The 13,708-nt window shown below is 64.7% G+C and carries 12 protein-coding genes; 4 read left to right on the forward strand and 8 right to left on the reverse strand.

Features of this window, described 5'->3' with window-relative positions; translation table 11 throughout:
- Nucleotides 1–861: 861 nt before the first annotated feature.
- The 4 genes from HB681_RS38850 to HB681_RS31540 are packed head-to-tail and all read right to left on the reverse strand — an operon-like array spanning nt 862 to nt 4,024.
- Nucleotides 862–1,140 carry a DUF1289 domain-containing protein gene (locus HB681_RS38850; protein ID WP_213958834.1) on the reverse strand — a complete coding sequence of 93 codons (279 nt, stop codon included), beginning with the start codon at nt 1,138–1,140 and terminating at the stop codon, nt 862–864.
- Nucleotides 1,141–1,187: 47 nt separating this feature from the next.
- Nucleotides 1,188–2,498 carry an MFS transporter gene (locus tag HB681_RS31530; protein ID WP_213958835.1) on the reverse strand — a complete coding sequence of 437 codons (1,311 nt, stop codon included), beginning with the start codon at nt 2,496–2,498 and terminating at the stop codon, nt 1,188–1,190.
- Nucleotides 2,499–2,536: 38 nt separating this feature from the next.
- Nucleotides 2,537–3,592, reverse strand: coding sequence for a 3-keto-5-aminohexanoate cleavage protein (locus HB681_RS31535; protein WP_213958836.1), 1,056 nt, complete (start codon nt 3,590–3,592; stop codon nt 2,537–2,539).
- A gap of 33 nt (nt 3,593–3,625) precedes the next feature.
- A complete protein-coding gene (locus HB681_RS31540; RefSeq protein WP_213958837.1) occupies nt 3,626–4,024 on the reverse strand; it encodes a carboxymuconolactone decarboxylase family protein in 399 nt (132 codons plus the stop codon).
- A 113-nt stretch (nt 4,025–4,137) separates the two neighbouring features.
- Between HB681_RS31540 and HB681_RS31545 the strand changes: the two genes are divergently transcribed.
- The 3 genes from HB681_RS31545 to HB681_RS31555 all read left to right on the forward strand — a co-directional run bounded on the left by HB681_RS31545 (nt 4,138) and on the right by HB681_RS31555 (nt 6,773).
- A complete protein-coding gene (locus HB681_RS31545) occupies nt 4,138–5,142 on the forward strand; it encodes an AraC family transcriptional regulator (protein ID WP_213958838.1) in 1,005 nt (334 codons plus the stop codon).
- A gap of 462 nt (nt 5,143–5,604) precedes the next feature.
- Nucleotides 5,605–6,261: an antitoxin Xre/MbcA/ParS toxin-binding domain-containing protein gene (locus HB681_RS31550; RefSeq protein ID WP_213958839.1), complete on the forward strand. Its 657-nt coding sequence runs from the start codon at nt 5,605–5,607 to the stop codon at nt 6,259–6,261.
- Nucleotides 6,258–6,773, forward strand: coding sequence for an RES family NAD+ phosphorylase (locus HB681_RS31555; RefSeq protein ID WP_213958840.1), 516 nt, complete (start codon nt 6,258–6,260; stop codon nt 6,771–6,773). Before HB681_RS31550 ends, HB681_RS31555 begins: the two co-directional genes overlap by 4 nt.
- Before the next feature lie 1,369 nt (nt 6,774–8,142).
- Here the strand turns inward: HB681_RS31555 and HB681_RS31560 are convergent.
- Together HB681_RS31560 and HB681_RS31565 are read right to left on the reverse strand one after the other, a co-directional pair.
- Nucleotides 8,143–9,687, reverse strand: a complete 1,545-nt coding sequence (locus HB681_RS31560) for an FAD-dependent monooxygenase (protein ID WP_213958841.1) — start codon at nt 9,685–9,687, stop codon at nt 8,143–8,145.
- Nucleotides 9,684–11,432: a CocE/NonD family hydrolase gene (locus tag HB681_RS31565; RefSeq protein WP_213958842.1), complete on the reverse strand. Its 1,749-nt coding sequence runs from the start codon at nt 11,430–11,432 to the stop codon at nt 9,684–9,686. The genes HB681_RS31560 and HB681_RS31565 overlap by 4 nt, the downstream gene beginning before the upstream one ends.
- A gap of 306 nt (nt 11,433–11,738) precedes the next feature.
- On the opposite strand from HB681_RS31565, the gene HB681_RS31570 reads away from it, so the two are divergent.
- Complete coding sequence (locus tag HB681_RS31570; RefSeq protein ID WP_213958843.1) at nt 11,739–12,791, forward strand: helix-turn-helix domain-containing protein; 1,053 nt, start codon at nt 11,739–11,741, stop codon at nt 12,789–12,791.
- A 9-nt stretch (nt 12,792–12,800) separates the two neighbouring features.
- Here HB681_RS31570 and HB681_RS31575 read toward each other — a convergent pair whose 3' ends face one another.
- Both HB681_RS31575 and HB681_RS31585 read right to left on the reverse strand, forming a co-directional pair.
- Nucleotides 12,801–12,986 carry a hypothetical protein gene (locus HB681_RS31575; protein ID WP_213958911.1) on the reverse strand — a complete coding sequence of 62 codons (186 nt, stop codon included), beginning with the start codon at nt 12,984–12,986 and terminating at the stop codon, nt 12,801–12,803.
- Nucleotides 12,987–13,255: 269 nt separating this feature from the next.
- Nucleotides 13,256–13,528 carry a hypothetical protein gene (locus HB681_RS31585; RefSeq protein ID WP_213958844.1) on the reverse strand — a complete coding sequence of 91 codons (273 nt, stop codon included), beginning with the start codon at nt 13,526–13,528 and terminating at the stop codon, nt 13,256–13,258.
- Nucleotides 13,529–13,708: the final 180 nt, after the last annotated feature.

Raw genomic sequence — 13,708 nt, forward strand, 5'->3', positions numbered from 1 at the left:
TGGAGGCCGATCAGCGATTCGGGTGCGCCAGGCAGTAGGTGAAGAACTTCCCAAGCTCCGTGGATTTGTTGCGGAAGGCGTCCGCACCAGCATCTTGACCTGTCGAGCGCATAGTTTGACAGTCGCCTTCGGGCCCGAACATGCCGGTCGCGCTGACTCGGACCGCGCTGCAACTCACGCAGCGGCCGCTGGAGCGACTGGAAGTGGCCCGGGCAGAGTGGTGTATGCCGAGCACTTGTCGCGCGCTCACGGGGCGTCTGGCGCTTCCGATGCCCGCGGCCTTGTGCGCGTTCACGAGGGTGTTCTGGCGCCCCATGAGCTTGTAGGATCGGTGCAAGTCGCTGCATCAGCAACGAGTCGGCGCGCCTTGCTCGACTCCCTTCTCGCGCGGCCGCGGCGATGACGTGAACATTGTGGATTCGCCGGTGGACACCTACCATCAAGGCCATGCCGAACCGCGAATCGCAACCCAGCAACGTAGTGCCGTTTCCTCTCCTCCTATGGGTGTGCGGGGGGATCCAGGTGCCCTACAAAGTCGGGCGCACGTCACCGGGCGCGGCATCAAAGATTGTCTCGATCGAACTGGCGCGCATCCGTTCGTTGACCAAATCGACCAAACCGCCCGCGGCCTAGCTGCGTGCTCGCGGTGCGCCCGCCGAGTCGGCGCTACTGCTACTGTTGCTACAGTTCGCTGGCCCATGAGCGCGTGCGTAGCAGTTGTAGCAGTAGCAATCGCACCCTGACTCCTTGCGCGTCGATCCGCAACGGGCGAGGATTTTGGCCGACGACGCCGGCTGCCGGCCACGCGCGGTCCAACAGCTTGCGAATTTCAACGTCCGCCCTCAATCGGATTGCAGAATTTCAATGTTCGCCAGAGGAAAGCGCCGAGGCCGTCGGTGCGGCGAGATTGGCATTCATGTGTGCCCCGAGACTTGTCGCGGGGCGGTGGCTTCGTCGCGGGGTGTCCGACTCCTTGCGACGTTGAATCAGGGCGGCAACGTTGGCCTTTTGCTGCTCGGTCATCCGTGGCCAGCCGCCGATCTCCAGCGGCGTTCTCCTGCATCCCTGGCAGAATTTCCCGTCGGGGTCCATCCGGCAGATGTTGATGCAGGGGTCTGCAATGGGCGTGCCCTGGTTCATGTGCCACCTGGCCGGCGCGCGCCAGCCGGACCATGTCGTGGAGAGGTTCATTGGAACTGCCCACTGGTCCTGTTGCGTGCCGCATCTGCTTCGTAGCTGCGCGAGGCGAGGACGAAGAAGACCGCGGCTCCCAAGGCGAACACGGGCGCGACCGTCAGTGCTAGCTTCAAGCCGAAGGCATCCGACAGCAGGCCCACAATGATCGGACCCGGCGCGAGGCCCAGCAGGTTGTTGGCCAGGACCACCGTCGCGGTCACCGTGGCGCGGACGCCGGAGTGGGTCACATCGCAGACGATGGCACTCGAACAGCCTCCGTGTGCGGCAGCAAACAGGGCGCCCAGAAAGATCAAGCCAAGTCCCAACGGGCCGGGCGGCAGCAAAAACGCGACCACCAGCACCAGCGCCGACAGCACTGAATAGGCAGCCGGCACGAGGGCCCGACGCCGCGGGTGTCGCACGCTCAGCCGGTCGGCCAGGCCGCCGCCGAAGATCATGCCGATGCCCGAAACCAACACCGCCACGCCCGCCATAAGCGCGGCCTTCGTCACGTCCATACCGTAGAAGCGGATGAAGTAGGTTGGCAGCCAGGCGATCAGCATTGCCGGCATGGCCATCTGCAGGCCGCTCGCGAGGAAGGCGAAGTTGCCCGAGCGGGCGCCGAACACCTCACGCGCGACTCGCCCGATGCTCAAGCGTCGCGGCGCGGTGCCGGCCCGGCCCGCGGGCGCCAGGGCGACCGTCTTGTAGTCGCGCACCACGAACGGATAGACCAGGGCCAGCAACAGGCCCGGCGCCCCGACGACGAAGAAGGCCATGCGCCAGCCGGACTGAGCCGCCACGGTGCCTCCGAGGACCACGCCGAGCACCGAACCGAACAAGCCGGCCGACAGGAACGCGCCCAGCACCGTGGCCCGTTGCCTGGCGGGAAACACATGGGCCAGCAGCGCGCCCCCGGCGGCGCCGTAGGCCGCCTCGCCGAGGCCGACGAACGCCCGTGCCCAAAGCAATTGCCCATAGCTTTGCGCCAGCCCGCAGGCCACGGTCGCCAGGCACCACACGAAGGCCATGAGCGTGATGCTCTTGACCCGGCCCCAGCGGTCGGCGACCAGCGAGATCGGAATGGCCAGCACCCCGACGACGAGCGAAACCACGCTCACCAGCATGGCCAGTTGCGAATCCAGCAGGCCCCACTCGGCCTTGAGCGCGGGCATGACGGCGCCGATGACCTGTCGCGACAGGTAGTCGGACAGCATCAGGCCGAAGGTGAGCGCGAAGACCGCCCACGCATAGGTCCGGGTCACGCGGGCCGATTCGCTGGGAAAGGAGATGGCCTGTGCGGCCGATACGGACGGATTCATGGCATTTGTCTCTTGTTGTGCAGCGCGCGACGGCGCCGTCAGGCAGCGTGGCGCAGCGGCACGCCGCGCTGGCCGTGAACACGGTTGGGCGGCATGCCTAGACGCGCCAGCGAATCGTCAGCGTTGCCCCAGGACTGGCCGATGCCGAAGATGCCGCGCGCCTCCGCGCCGCTGGCCACGTCGCGGCGCAACTCGCGCGCCTGGCGTACCACCATCTCGATCTGCTGCACCGAGCTCATGCGCTCGCCGTGCGGGCCAAACAGGGTGTCCTCGATGCCCACGCGCACATGCATACCCAGCGCGATGGCCATCGTGTTCATCGGGTAGATGTGGCGGTTGAGCGTCTCCAGCGTGAGCGCCGCGCCGTCGGGCGTGCGGCGTGCGAACTCCAGCATGTCGGCCGGATGCAGCCCCGCCGAGCCGCCGCCGATGGCCACGTAGTTGATGTTCAGCGGGCCGCTGTAGACGCCGCGGCGCACCATGCGCAGCAGGCTTTCCAGGCCGGTCAGGTTGCCCAGCATGAAGTGCGGCTGGATGCCGCTGGCCACCAGGCGGCGGATGTGCTCCTCGTGCCACGACGGGTTGGACGGCACGATCATGTCGCGGTAGGCGGCCTGCACCACCGGGTTGGCCAGCGAGGTGCCCGCCACGTCGGCTGCGGTCATCAGCTCCATCACGTTCATCTGCTGCGTGTTGATCGCCACCGTGACCTGGTCGGGCTTCGGGTCGAGTTCGGCCAGCATGTGGCGCGTGTCGTCGCTCATCCACTTGGCGGCCTGGCCGTCGCTCTCGGGGGCGAAGGAGATCGAGCCGCCGACCTGCAGGATCATTTGCGGCACCGCTTCGCGCAGGCGCGCCAGCATCTCGTTGAACTTGGACAGGCGCTTGCTGCCCTTTCCATCGTCTTCGCGCACGTGCACGTGCAGCACGGTGGCGCCGGCGTTCCAGCAGTCGACGGCCTTTTGCACCTGCTGGTCCATCGTGACGGGGATGTCGTCGGAATCGCCGGCGGCCCATTGAGGTCCGTACGGGGCGACCTGGATCACGAGCTTTTGCTGGTTTTCGGGGAGGAGGGAGTCGTCGAGGAAGTGCATGGTTGTCTCCGAAAATAAGGTCAAGGTGGGGGTTCAGCCGACGGTCGCACCGTTGCGTTCGGCGTGCGCGGCAATTTCTTCGAGCAGGATCGGTGCGCCCAGGCTCATCGTGTGGATGCCCAGCACGCTCACGCACTGCAGCACCGCGTTGATCTCTTCCTTGGTGGCACCGAGTTCGAGCGCCTTGCGGATGTGGCGGCGCACGCCCGGCCCGTACATATGGGTGCACGAGGCATCCACGGCGATCGCGAGGAACTCGACGGTCTTGGCGTCGAGCACGCCCGACACCATGGGCGCGACGCCCATGGCCATGAACTTCTCGGTCCATTGCGCGTCGAGCGTTGCGAAGGACTCCCAGTCGGGATTCCAGTTGCCGGTGCTGCGCATGCGGTCGCAGACCGGGGTGGGTGAAAGTGCGTTGTCGTGTGCCATCGGGCATGTCTCCTGGAGTTGTGAATCGAGAACTGATTGTTCCGATCGGGGGGTTATGCCGATTGACTAGCGGGGACATGCGTTTAACCTACAGGGACACCCGGTGCCCACCCATGTCGACCCTCGTTCGCAGCGCCAGCCTGACCAACTACGCCGAGGTGGCGCGCGCGGCCGGGCTCGACCCGCTGGCCTTTCTGGCCAACGCGGAACTCGATCCGGCCTGCCTGCACAACCCCGACCTGCTCGTCCCGAGCGAAGCCGTGCGAGACCTGCTGGAGGCTTCGGCGCTGGCCTGCGGCATGGACAACTTCGGACTGCGCATGGCCGAGACACGGCTGCTCTCGAACCTCGGGGTGGTGGCGCTGGTGGCGAGGGAGGAACCCACGGTGCGCCGCGTCGTTCGCGCGCTGATCCGCTACAAGCACCTGCTCAACGAAGCGGCCTATGCGAAGCTTGATGAGGCGCAGGGCATCGCGGTGATCCGGGAAGAGCTGTTCTTCGGGCATGCAGGCTCATCGCGCCAGGCAACGGAATTGCTGGTCGGGGTCATGTTCCGCATCCTCACGTTCTTCCTCGGCCCGGCATGGAATCCATCGCGGGTGTGCTTCGCGCACCCGCCACCGCGCGATCCGGTGCTGCACTACCGGATGTTCGGCTACAGCGTTGATTTCAAGCAGGACTTCAATGGGCTTGTCTGCACAACGCGCGACATGGATGCACCGAACCCGCTGGCCGACCCGGTGATGGCGCGCTATTCGCGACAACTCCTCGAAGCCACCGCGGGCTCGGGCAGCATGGGTGCAGTGGACAGCGTGCGCCACACCCTGCTCGTCCTGTTGCCTTCGGGCGAGTGCTCCATCGACCGGGTGGCGCAGCAACTCGGCGTTGACCGGCGCACGGTGCATCGGCGTCTAATGCGTGAAGGAACGACTTTTTCCGAGGTGATGAACACCGTCAGGCGCGAGCTGGCCGCGCGCTACACCGAGGATCACGCGCGCCCGTTGACGCAGGTTGCGGAACTGCTGGGCTTTTCGGCGCTCAGTGCTTTCTCGCGCTGGTACAAGCAGCAGTTTGGTGAGGTCGCAGGGCAGCGACGCCGGGCTATTCGGCGGACGTAGCCAAGGGGTCAAGGTCGGCTGAAGCAGTCCCTGAGTAGACATGCTCCAAACGTCGCATGGCCGCTTTCAGCGGAGTTGCAGAAGTCCCGGGTGACAACTTGAAAGGCGGCAACGGGCCCCGAACGCCAGTTCGCGAAGTGCTGAAGCTGCCCTTCAGCGCGATCCCGTTTGGCCGGTACAGGGGCCTGCCAGCGGAGGTCAGGTTTCAAAGGACAGCAGTCGAACGTCGGCCGAAGCGTGTAATTCGGCTTTCGGCCGCTGCCGCCATTCAGCTTGAAAACTCGAACACCCGCAACCAGTCTGGAGCACGCCTTCGTGATGAGATTGCGGACTGGGATTCCCGGCCACAAGCGGTCGAGGGCAATGGGCGGCTTTGGCCCTTGGCGCCCGGAAGGCTCATGGACAAGTTGATGCAATTGCGCTAAACTGATGTTGCAAATGAACGCAACATCGGAGCTCCTCATGTCCTCGAACGGCGCTTCCCCGCTGCACAACCTCTGGTCGATTGTCCTGTCCAAGGTCGGCGGCGTCCACATCGAGCTCGGCGACAACATCATCACCACGAACAACGAGGTGGGCCCGGCGCCGCGGGCGGGTGGCAAGGCTGCCGCCAAGGGTGACGCGAAGGGTGACCTGAATTACGTCAAGGGCGTCGGTAGGGCGTTCAAGATCGACTCCAAGCTTGGTCGGCACGCGCGCGTGCACCGCAAGTCTGCTGTCGAGCTCCTCACGATCCCTGACCACCTGTCGGCCAAGCAAGCCTACGTCATCGTCAAGTTGGGCATCCCTAGCCGCAGCCTGGAGCCGCTGAGCGACCACTTGGGCATCGGCAAGGGCGCGGCCGCGGGTGTCCTGGGAATGGACCGCGCCACGGCCAACCGCAAGGTGGCCAAGGACGACGTGCTTCCGATCTACGCGGCCGAGAGCATGCTGCGCCTGCTCGAACTCGACGCGATGGCACGCGACACCTTCGAGACTGATGAAGAAGCGGCTGCGTGGCTGCGCCAGCCACACCCGATGCTCGAAGGGGAGACGCCGCTGGACTGCGCCAAGTCCGGCTTTGGCGCCGAACGCGTCAAGGACATCCTCACCGCCGTCAAGTACGGTGGCGTCGTTTGACCACGGTCTACCGCATCGGCTACTGCGACACGCCGGCACCAGCGCTCAACGTCCTCCTCATGAGTCTGGGCTATGGCTCGACGCAGGGCAACGGCCGCTGGCACACCAAGGGGCCCAACCAGGTCGCTTACTGCGGCTCGAGCCGGGCCCTGTGCCAGCTCGAAAAGCGCGTGCACGCCAACGGCGCCAACCCCAAGAACCAGGCGCTCACGCGGTTGGAGATTCCCGCGGCCGCCTCCCTGATTGAGGTCGAGACGCTGGGCCTGCCTGCGGACTGGCGCGACGACGAGACGGCCACCCAGACCATCGGCAACACCTGGGTTGCCTCGGGCGCGAGCCTGGGGCTATGGGTGCCGTCCTTCATCGAGCCCGGCGAACGGAACCTGCTGCTCAACCCCGCGCACCCGGCGTACGCCACCGTCACCCTCCACATCGAGCGCCACCCGTTCAAGTTCGACCCGCGGCTGTTCATCGCGCCGGCGCCCGCAGCGCTTGGCGGCACTTCGCCCTGAAGCGCCAACTTCCAGACCCCAAGAGAGTTCTTTGGCTGTCTTGCTGAGGCAAGCGTCGAAAGGGCTTTGAACGTCCGCTTCGCGGCGCCGAGATCAGCCGACTCGAAGACCGCAAAGGGCCCGACGTGCCTTCCGAGTTCGATTCGCGAACGTCGGCACTCAACCAGTCTTCCAACCACCGCCGACCTAGATGGAGGCGCTCAGGGGAGGGCGATAATGCGTTCGTTATCGAACCCAATCATTGAAGCGGAAAGGACAGAGGACCTGATTCCGTAACGCGACTTCAAAACAAAGTACTGCAGTGCGCGCAAGACTCCTCTGCAGCGGTTGCCGTCTTTGATCATCGGGATGGACAGACGCTGCAGTTGTGGGGGCGGCTACCGCTTCTGGACAACCGGCTGGAGCTCTCCGCGGGCGCGGGCCCGTATCGGTTCTTCGACACGGTCACCGGCCTAGCCGACCGCTCGTATGCGAACGCCCACGGCTGAGGTTCCGTGCTGAGCCTGCGCGCGGCCCACTACTTCGACAACCGCTGGATTGCGCAGATGCACCGCAGGCTTCGGCCCGTATGTCGCAATCACGCAAAAGAGCAATCTTCCCGTGGACCGCATGGGCGACGGCCGGGTGTCCGGACTCATCTCGGTTTCGGCAAGCTACAGGTTCGGCACGCGGTGGCTGGCGCGCGTGACCTGGAATCGCATGGCGACACGGTACGACCGTGGTGCCGACACAGTCCAAGCCGGGATCGGAGTCCAGTTCTAGCCGTCCATTCACGTCAACCGCTACCAGTATCAATTCATTCGGCGGAGTTGCGGTGTCTATGGCCACCCCGGTATGCGTTCGGCTCTGACGAACTTCGGCGCCTCCCTGACATCTGTGCTTCTCAGGATGGACGCCGGCAGCCACCGCTCTGGGTCAGAGTTCTGCCGCCTGCTTGGCGCTGGCGAAGGACGGGTGATGGCCGACTACCGAAATCCCGGGGCGCTTCGCTCTCGCATAACTCGCCGCCGAAACACCACGTTGCCGAAGTCCACGCGATTGCAAAATCGGAGCAGGGCAGGGCATTCGCCCCCTCGATTGCGAAGGCTTCGACCACGGAATCTTCGAATCTTCGGTGTCACACGCCTCGATCCCGAACGTGAAGTCTTCGTGCGGCTACGCTTCTACGGCGTAGGCATCGAACTCGTCACTGTCCGGCGGCGAAACTCTGCGGCATGGTGGATTCTTAGGGTCTTCGGGGCTGAGGTCTCCGGCAACGAGGACCTTCGACGCCGAAGGGAGGGCGGCGCCCTTACGGCGTGGAGCGGTTGGGGGCGGCGCGGTTTGCTGCTTCCATTGGCGGGATCCGTCGGCCTCGTGACGCGACGTCCTAATCAGCGCTTACTGAACTCGCCAGGCTGTTGCTCGCGGTCGCGAAGCTCCTCAGTTTGGCGAACTGAAGAACCACATTTCCTGCGTCGGTGCTCAGAGCTACATAAGCATCGGGCCGGATGAGATAGACGTAGCCATCCTGATATTCGTCCGACGCCTCGATGCTCGCGCTCGTCGCCAACTGACGCAGTTCCTCCGGGACAACCATGCGCGGGACACCGACCGAGAGCATGACGAATTTGCCGTCGGCGAGGAGTTCATGCAGGCGAGTCGCACCGTTGTCACTGGCATCCAGGGGCACGTCGCGAGCCCGTTCTCCAGCGGCGGGTTTGTCCGAGCCCCCGCCCAGATTTCCATTCAATGGTGTTTCGTCATAGCGAAGGTTCGTCTCGGCCAGGTGGTCCACGAACTTTTGGCGCAGGGCAGGTACATGGCTCAGCGCAATCGAGCCGATGCGACGCAGTTCGGCAAGGATCGGGTTCCTCAATGTCGTGATCCTGGTCAGTTTCCCCGCCGATGCGAGAACCTGCTTGCCGATGGCGGATCTCTCGATGGAATACGAGTCGAGCAACGCCGGCTGCGCCTTCCCGTGGCAAACGAGCGCCATTTTCCAGGCCAGGTTGAAGGCGTCCTGCATGCCGGTGTTCATCCCCTGGCCGCCAGCCGGGCTGTGTACGTGTGCAGCATCACCGGCCAGAAACACCCGCCCCCGGCTGTAGTCCTTCACTTTCCGTTCGTTGATGGTGAAGTGGCTGGTCCACACGGCGTCACGTGCCTTCAGGCCGCGCGGGCCTCGCGCATCGATGATGGCCTGGACCTCTTCGATGCTCAGCCCTGCATCTTGCCTGCCGCTTGCCGCCGCGTATTCCGCAATGAGCCGGAATCGGCCGCCGATCATCGGGAAGAGCGCAAGGATTCCATCGGAGGCCCAGCAGATGGTCGTTTCGTCGTGCGCGATCTCGCCGTCGATGATGATGTCCGCGAGGACATAGCCTGACGCGAACGTATGCCCCTCGAATTCTGCGCCGATGAGATGGCGCACGGTGCTGTGAGCACCATCGCAGCCGGCCAGGTAGTCGCAGTAGGCCAGGTATTCACTGCCATCGGCATGGCGCAGGATGCATTCCAAGCCGTCCTCGCCGAAGTCGGTGAAGGATACGAGCTCGGTGTTGCGTTCCACTCGAATGCCCAGCGTTGCCAGTTCGGCTTCGAGCAAGCGTTCAGTCCTGGCCTGCGGAATCATCAATGCATAGCCGAAGTCACTCTTCGCGGAGTCGAGGTCGATCTGCAACAGCGCCTCGCCGTTGGCGAAGATGCGTGCGCGCCGCGATTTCAGGCCGTTCTCGATGAACGTCTGCGCGCAGCCGTTGATGTCGAGAAGTTCGAGTGTGCGTGGCCAGATCACGAGCGCCTTGGATTTGTCGGTCGGCCCATCGTTCTTGTCGATGATGCGAACGGTGACGCCTTGCCGCTTCAGGGCCAGCGCCAGGGTCAGGCCAACCGGGCCGGCGCCGACGATGAGGATGGGTTGAGTGGCGATCATGCTGAAGCTCCGACGATCGGCAGCAGCACACGCGATGAGGAGCGTACTCTGTTGAGGCAACTCATCCCGACGTTGGCGTGCCTGAAGGTCATCGACGCCGGTGTCGTCGGATCCTGGTCGTCGCTGGTGAGGTGCAGCCGGATCTGGTGCCCGGCCTTGAATCGCCGCGCATTGGCGACGAGAGGGATGCGATAGCGAACCGTTTCTCCGATGGGAACTGCTTCGAAGGTCCGGCACGCCAGCACCGGGGCGCCGGTGCGGCTGAGATCCTCGTCGACTTTGCGCAGGCCGGCCCGAAGGTAGCCTGCCGTCACCTCCGTTGTCTTGCCCTCCGCGTCCACGTCTTGCAAGACAGCAATCCATGCGGTGTCCGGCGCCGTGCTGGCAGCGTCCAGCTGAAGCTCGATGTCGCCAACCATGTCGACGTCCTCGGCCAGCGGCGGCGTCTGCCACACCAGGCTCGCCGGCGGATCCGTCTTGCTCACCTGCGGACGGTTCACGCCGCCGCCAAGCACCATCAGGGTTCGGTCGCCGCTGGGGCCTTCCTCATCGCTGAGCCCTCCGTCCGCGCGCAATGCGAATGCGCGATGCGCGGTGCCGGCGACCGGCCAGCTGTCCGCTGCATGCCATCCCTCGGCCTCCGGAATGACATAGCGGAACTTCGGTCCTTCGAGGATGCCAGTGTCGTGCCCCTTGAGCCAGTGGTCGAACCAGGCGAGAGCCTCGATGTGCAAGCTTTCCCAAGGCCACGCCAGTCCATGCTCGCCGAGCATGACAGTCTGCACGTGCTTGCTGTTCACCAGGCCCTGCAGGGTCGGAAAGGTCGCTGGCAGATGCAGCGGAACGTTTTGCCAGTCGCAGCCGAGATAGACAGGTACCTCGACGCGTTCGAGCAGCGGCATCAGGTTGCGCTCGTCCCACCACGCGTCGCGCAGCGGATGTTCGACGATGATGGCGCGCCAGAGGTCATCCCAGGGATGCGGGTCGTGATGAAGCTTGAGAAGTGCCCTGAGGCCCGTCAGCGCAGCTTCGCCATTGGCCGTCTCGAACTTCTTGTGAATGGCTGGCGTGCGCAGCAGTGCGCTGACGGCCTTGAGCAGCGTGCTGCGCCAGAACGCGTTGGTGCGCCCGGATGTCATCCCGACCATGTACAGGAAGGGCGTGAGGAAGGAGATGCTGGCCAGGCCGTGATGCATGGCAGCGTCGTACAGGTCGAAGCTGCCGGCAATCGGCATGATGGCCTTGAGATGCGGCGGCCGCCCTACGGCGGCCTCCATTTGGGTCATCGCGAAATAGCTGATGCCCACCATGCCGACGTTGCCGTCCGACCAGGGTTGCGCGGCGGCCCATTCCACCAGGTCGTACATGTCCTGCCGCTCCTGCCCGTCGAAGAAACCGAAAACCCCGTCGGAGCCGCCAGTGCCGCGGCAGTTCGCAATGACGTGAACGTAGCCGCGCGGAACGAAGAAGTCGCTCGCGCCCGCTTCGACAAAGCCCAGGGGCGCGCCCGAGTTCTGGATCTGTCTCGGGTAAGGGGAGGCCGCAATGAGGACGGGGTAGCGTCCCGGTTCGGCGGGGCGATGGACGTCGGCGCGCAGCTGAACGCCGTCGCGCATCGGGACGGCGACGTCCTCGTCAGTGGCGGTGTCGAAGCGTGCTTCGGAGAGATTGCGGTAGTTCCGCCCGCTGGTTTGCGGGCCGTTGAGGCGCCGCTGCCCGTTGTCGATACCAGATGCCTTGGTCATGGCTTGTCTTTCAGAAATGTTGACGGTCGATTCGATGAGTGAAAGCACGCGCTTGGGTGGTGACGTTCATGGCTCGAGGCGCCTGGCATTCACAACGTTTCGCGTTGATTGAATGGTAGGAACGAGCGCCTGTCCGTTGTGTTCGCCACATGCCAATTCGTGACGCGGCGTGTCAGACCCGACGGGTCGGTCAAACGATTTGCAGCGCCCTCGTGTAACGAGCTGACACACACGTCTTGCGCCGGTGCACTCGACCATCAAAGATATATATAGAATAGAGCTTATATCTTCAACGCGAGGCTTCCCATGCTGCACTGCGATTCGATCATTCCCTCTACGCACTTTCGCAGTGGCGAGACGCCTCGAGGGAGGCTCGCGGACGAGATCGACCATCTGCTGGGCGGCAATTTCCGCTTCGAGAGCGATGCGGCCGAGGCACCGGATGCATTCGAGAACCGGGGGTACATGGTGGGTGGACTGGCCGTCATGCTGCGCAGTCACACGCCGCACACGCTGACGCGCGGTGTTCAGCAGATCCGCTCGACGCAGATGGACCACTACGGTGTCGTTCTCTCGGCGGCCCCGGGCGGATTTGATCTGGATGCCGATGGGTCACGGATGCACGTCGAGGAAGGTGTCCCCGTCCTCCTAGACATGGCGCGCCCGGTCACGGGGCATTTCGGACGTGGACAAGACATCGTGCTTTACGTCCCGAGGGACGCGCTGGCCTCCGTGCTGCCTGCGCAGTACGACTTGCATGGCGTGACCCTTTCGGGCGGCAGCGGCCGAATGCTCACGAGCTACATGAGGACCCTGGCGGCGACGCTGCCCGAATTGCGTCGATCCGAGGCGCAACACGCGACCAACGCAACCTTGCATCTTCTTGGCGCCGGGCTTGCGCCTCAACGCGACAGCCTGGGCATGGCGCGTGCGACCACGGAGAACGGGCTGCGCCGCCAGGCCTTGCGATTCGTCGAGGAAAACCTGACCGATCCTTCGCTCGGTGCCGAAGAGATTTGCGCCGCGCTGCGGGTTTCGAGATCGACGGTGTACCGCCTGTTCGAGCCCTACCACGGTACTGCTGCGTACATCAGGGAACGCCGCCTCGCGCGCTGCCATGCCGAGATCGGCAGCGCCGGGGGCCGGGTGCATCTCGCTCGAGTGGCCGACCGCTTCGGCTTTCGTACTGCCACCAATTTCAGCCGCGCTTTCAGGGCCCAGTATGGCTATTCGCCAAGCGACGCCAAGGCGATGGCGCTTCCCGCTCGCCCGGTCGTCAACCGGTCAGGCCTGCGGGACCAGGGCTTCTCGCATTGGCTGCAGGAGATCAGCGAGTGGGCGGCAGCCATGCACGCCTGAACGCCACCCTCAGTACCAGCCGCGGTGCCAGCCCCATCCGGGTCGATTCCATCCCCAACCGTAGCGCGGATGGTAGGCCCAGACATAGCCGGCGGCTGGAATCGGGTAGGTCGGCGCAACGTAGCTGACGCCCACTGGCGGTTCATACATCGGAACCGGCGGCGCCATCCCGCCGTTGGCAACGATGGCGGCCATCTTGATCTCGTCATTGGCTTCGCGCATGTACTCCTTGGCACGAGCGGCGTGGCCCCCCAGGTGCGAATCGTTCGCGGCCTGGGCCGCGCTGACCCTGTCGTAGGCCTCGCGCACCATGTCCTGCGCGGCCGCCAGGTTGCCGTGGCGCGCGGGGTTTACGTTCTGTGCCGGTTCCTGGGCTGAGGCACCCGCCGCAGCGAAGAGAAGGCCAGTGGCCAGAAGTGTGAGGTAAGAGCGCTTCATGGTGATCTTCGGTTGCATCGACATGGTCAATTGCGATTGGCCGTGAGGGCCGCCGCCTTGAGTTCTTCGTTCGCCTGGTCGAGCAGGGCCTTGGCACGCGCGGCGTGGCCGCCGAGTCGATCGTTGTTCGCGGACTGCGCGGCGCTGATCTTGTCAAAGGCGCCGCGAACGAGTTGTTGCGCGGCCGCAAGGTTGCCGTGACGGTACGGATCGATGTTCTGCACCGGCTCTTGTGCGCAAGCGGCGGTGGCAGCCAACGCGAAGGTCACGACGATGAATTCGGAGGGTATGCGTTTCATGAGGGTCAATGGTTGAAGGCGACGTGAGCAACGCCAGGTACTCCGTTGCGGTTTGCCCGGAAGCCCGGATCAGAGCCCGGCGTGAGCCAGATGCTAGGAACTGGCCGTCCACCAGTGCTTGCCGGGTGTCCCAGTTCTTGCACGTGCGTCCCACGGCGGTGGGCCTTCGGCCCGGAACCG

The organism is Variovorax sp. dw_954 (genome assembly GCF_018449755.1).
Classification (GTDB): Bacteria; Pseudomonadota; Gammaproteobacteria; order Burkholderiales; family Burkholderiaceae_C; genus Variovorax.

Bases quoted from the DNA above. Each gene is read 5' to 3' on its own strand.
- HB681_RS38850 (WP_213958834.1), bottom strand. From the start codon at position 1,140: ATGAACCAGGGCACGCCCATTGCAGACCCCTGCATCAACATCTGCCGG.
- HB681_RS31530 (WP_213958835.1), bottom strand. From the start codon at position 2,498: ATGAATCCGTCCGTATCGGCCGCACAGGCCATCTCCTTTCCCAGCGAA.
- HB681_RS31535 (WP_213958836.1), bottom strand. From the start codon at position 3,592: ATGCACTTCCTCGACGACTCCCTCCTCCCCGAAAACCAGCAAAAGCTC.
- HB681_RS31540 (WP_213958837.1), bottom strand. From the start codon at position 4,024: ATGGCACACGACAACGCACTTTCACCCACCCCGGTCTGCGACCGCATG.
- HB681_RS31545 (WP_213958838.1), top strand. From the start codon at position 4,138: ATGTCGACCCTCGTTCGCAGCGCCAGCCTGACCAACTACGCCGAGGTG.
- HB681_RS31550 (WP_213958839.1), top strand. From the start codon at position 5,605: ATGTCCTCGAACGGCGCTTCCCCGCTGCACAACCTCTGGTCGATTGTC.
- HB681_RS31560 (WP_213958841.1), bottom strand. From the start codon at position 9,687: ATGATCGCCACTCAACCCATCCTCATCGTCGGCGCCGGCCCGGTTGGC.
- HB681_RS31565 (WP_213958842.1), bottom strand. From the start codon at position 11,432: ATGACCAAGGCATCTGGTATCGACAACGGGCAGCGGCGCCTCAACGGC.
- HB681_RS31570 (WP_213958843.1), top strand. From the start codon at position 11,739: ATGCTGCACTGCGATTCGATCATTCCCTCTACGCACTTTCGCAGTGGC.
- HB681_RS31575 (WP_213958911.1), bottom strand. From the start codon at position 12,986: ATGGCCGCCATCGTTGCCAACGGCGGGATGGCGCCGCCGGTTCCGATG.
- HB681_RS31585 (WP_213958844.1), bottom strand. From the start codon at position 13,528: ATGAAACGCATACCCTCCGAATTCATCGTCGTGACCTTCGCGTTGGCT.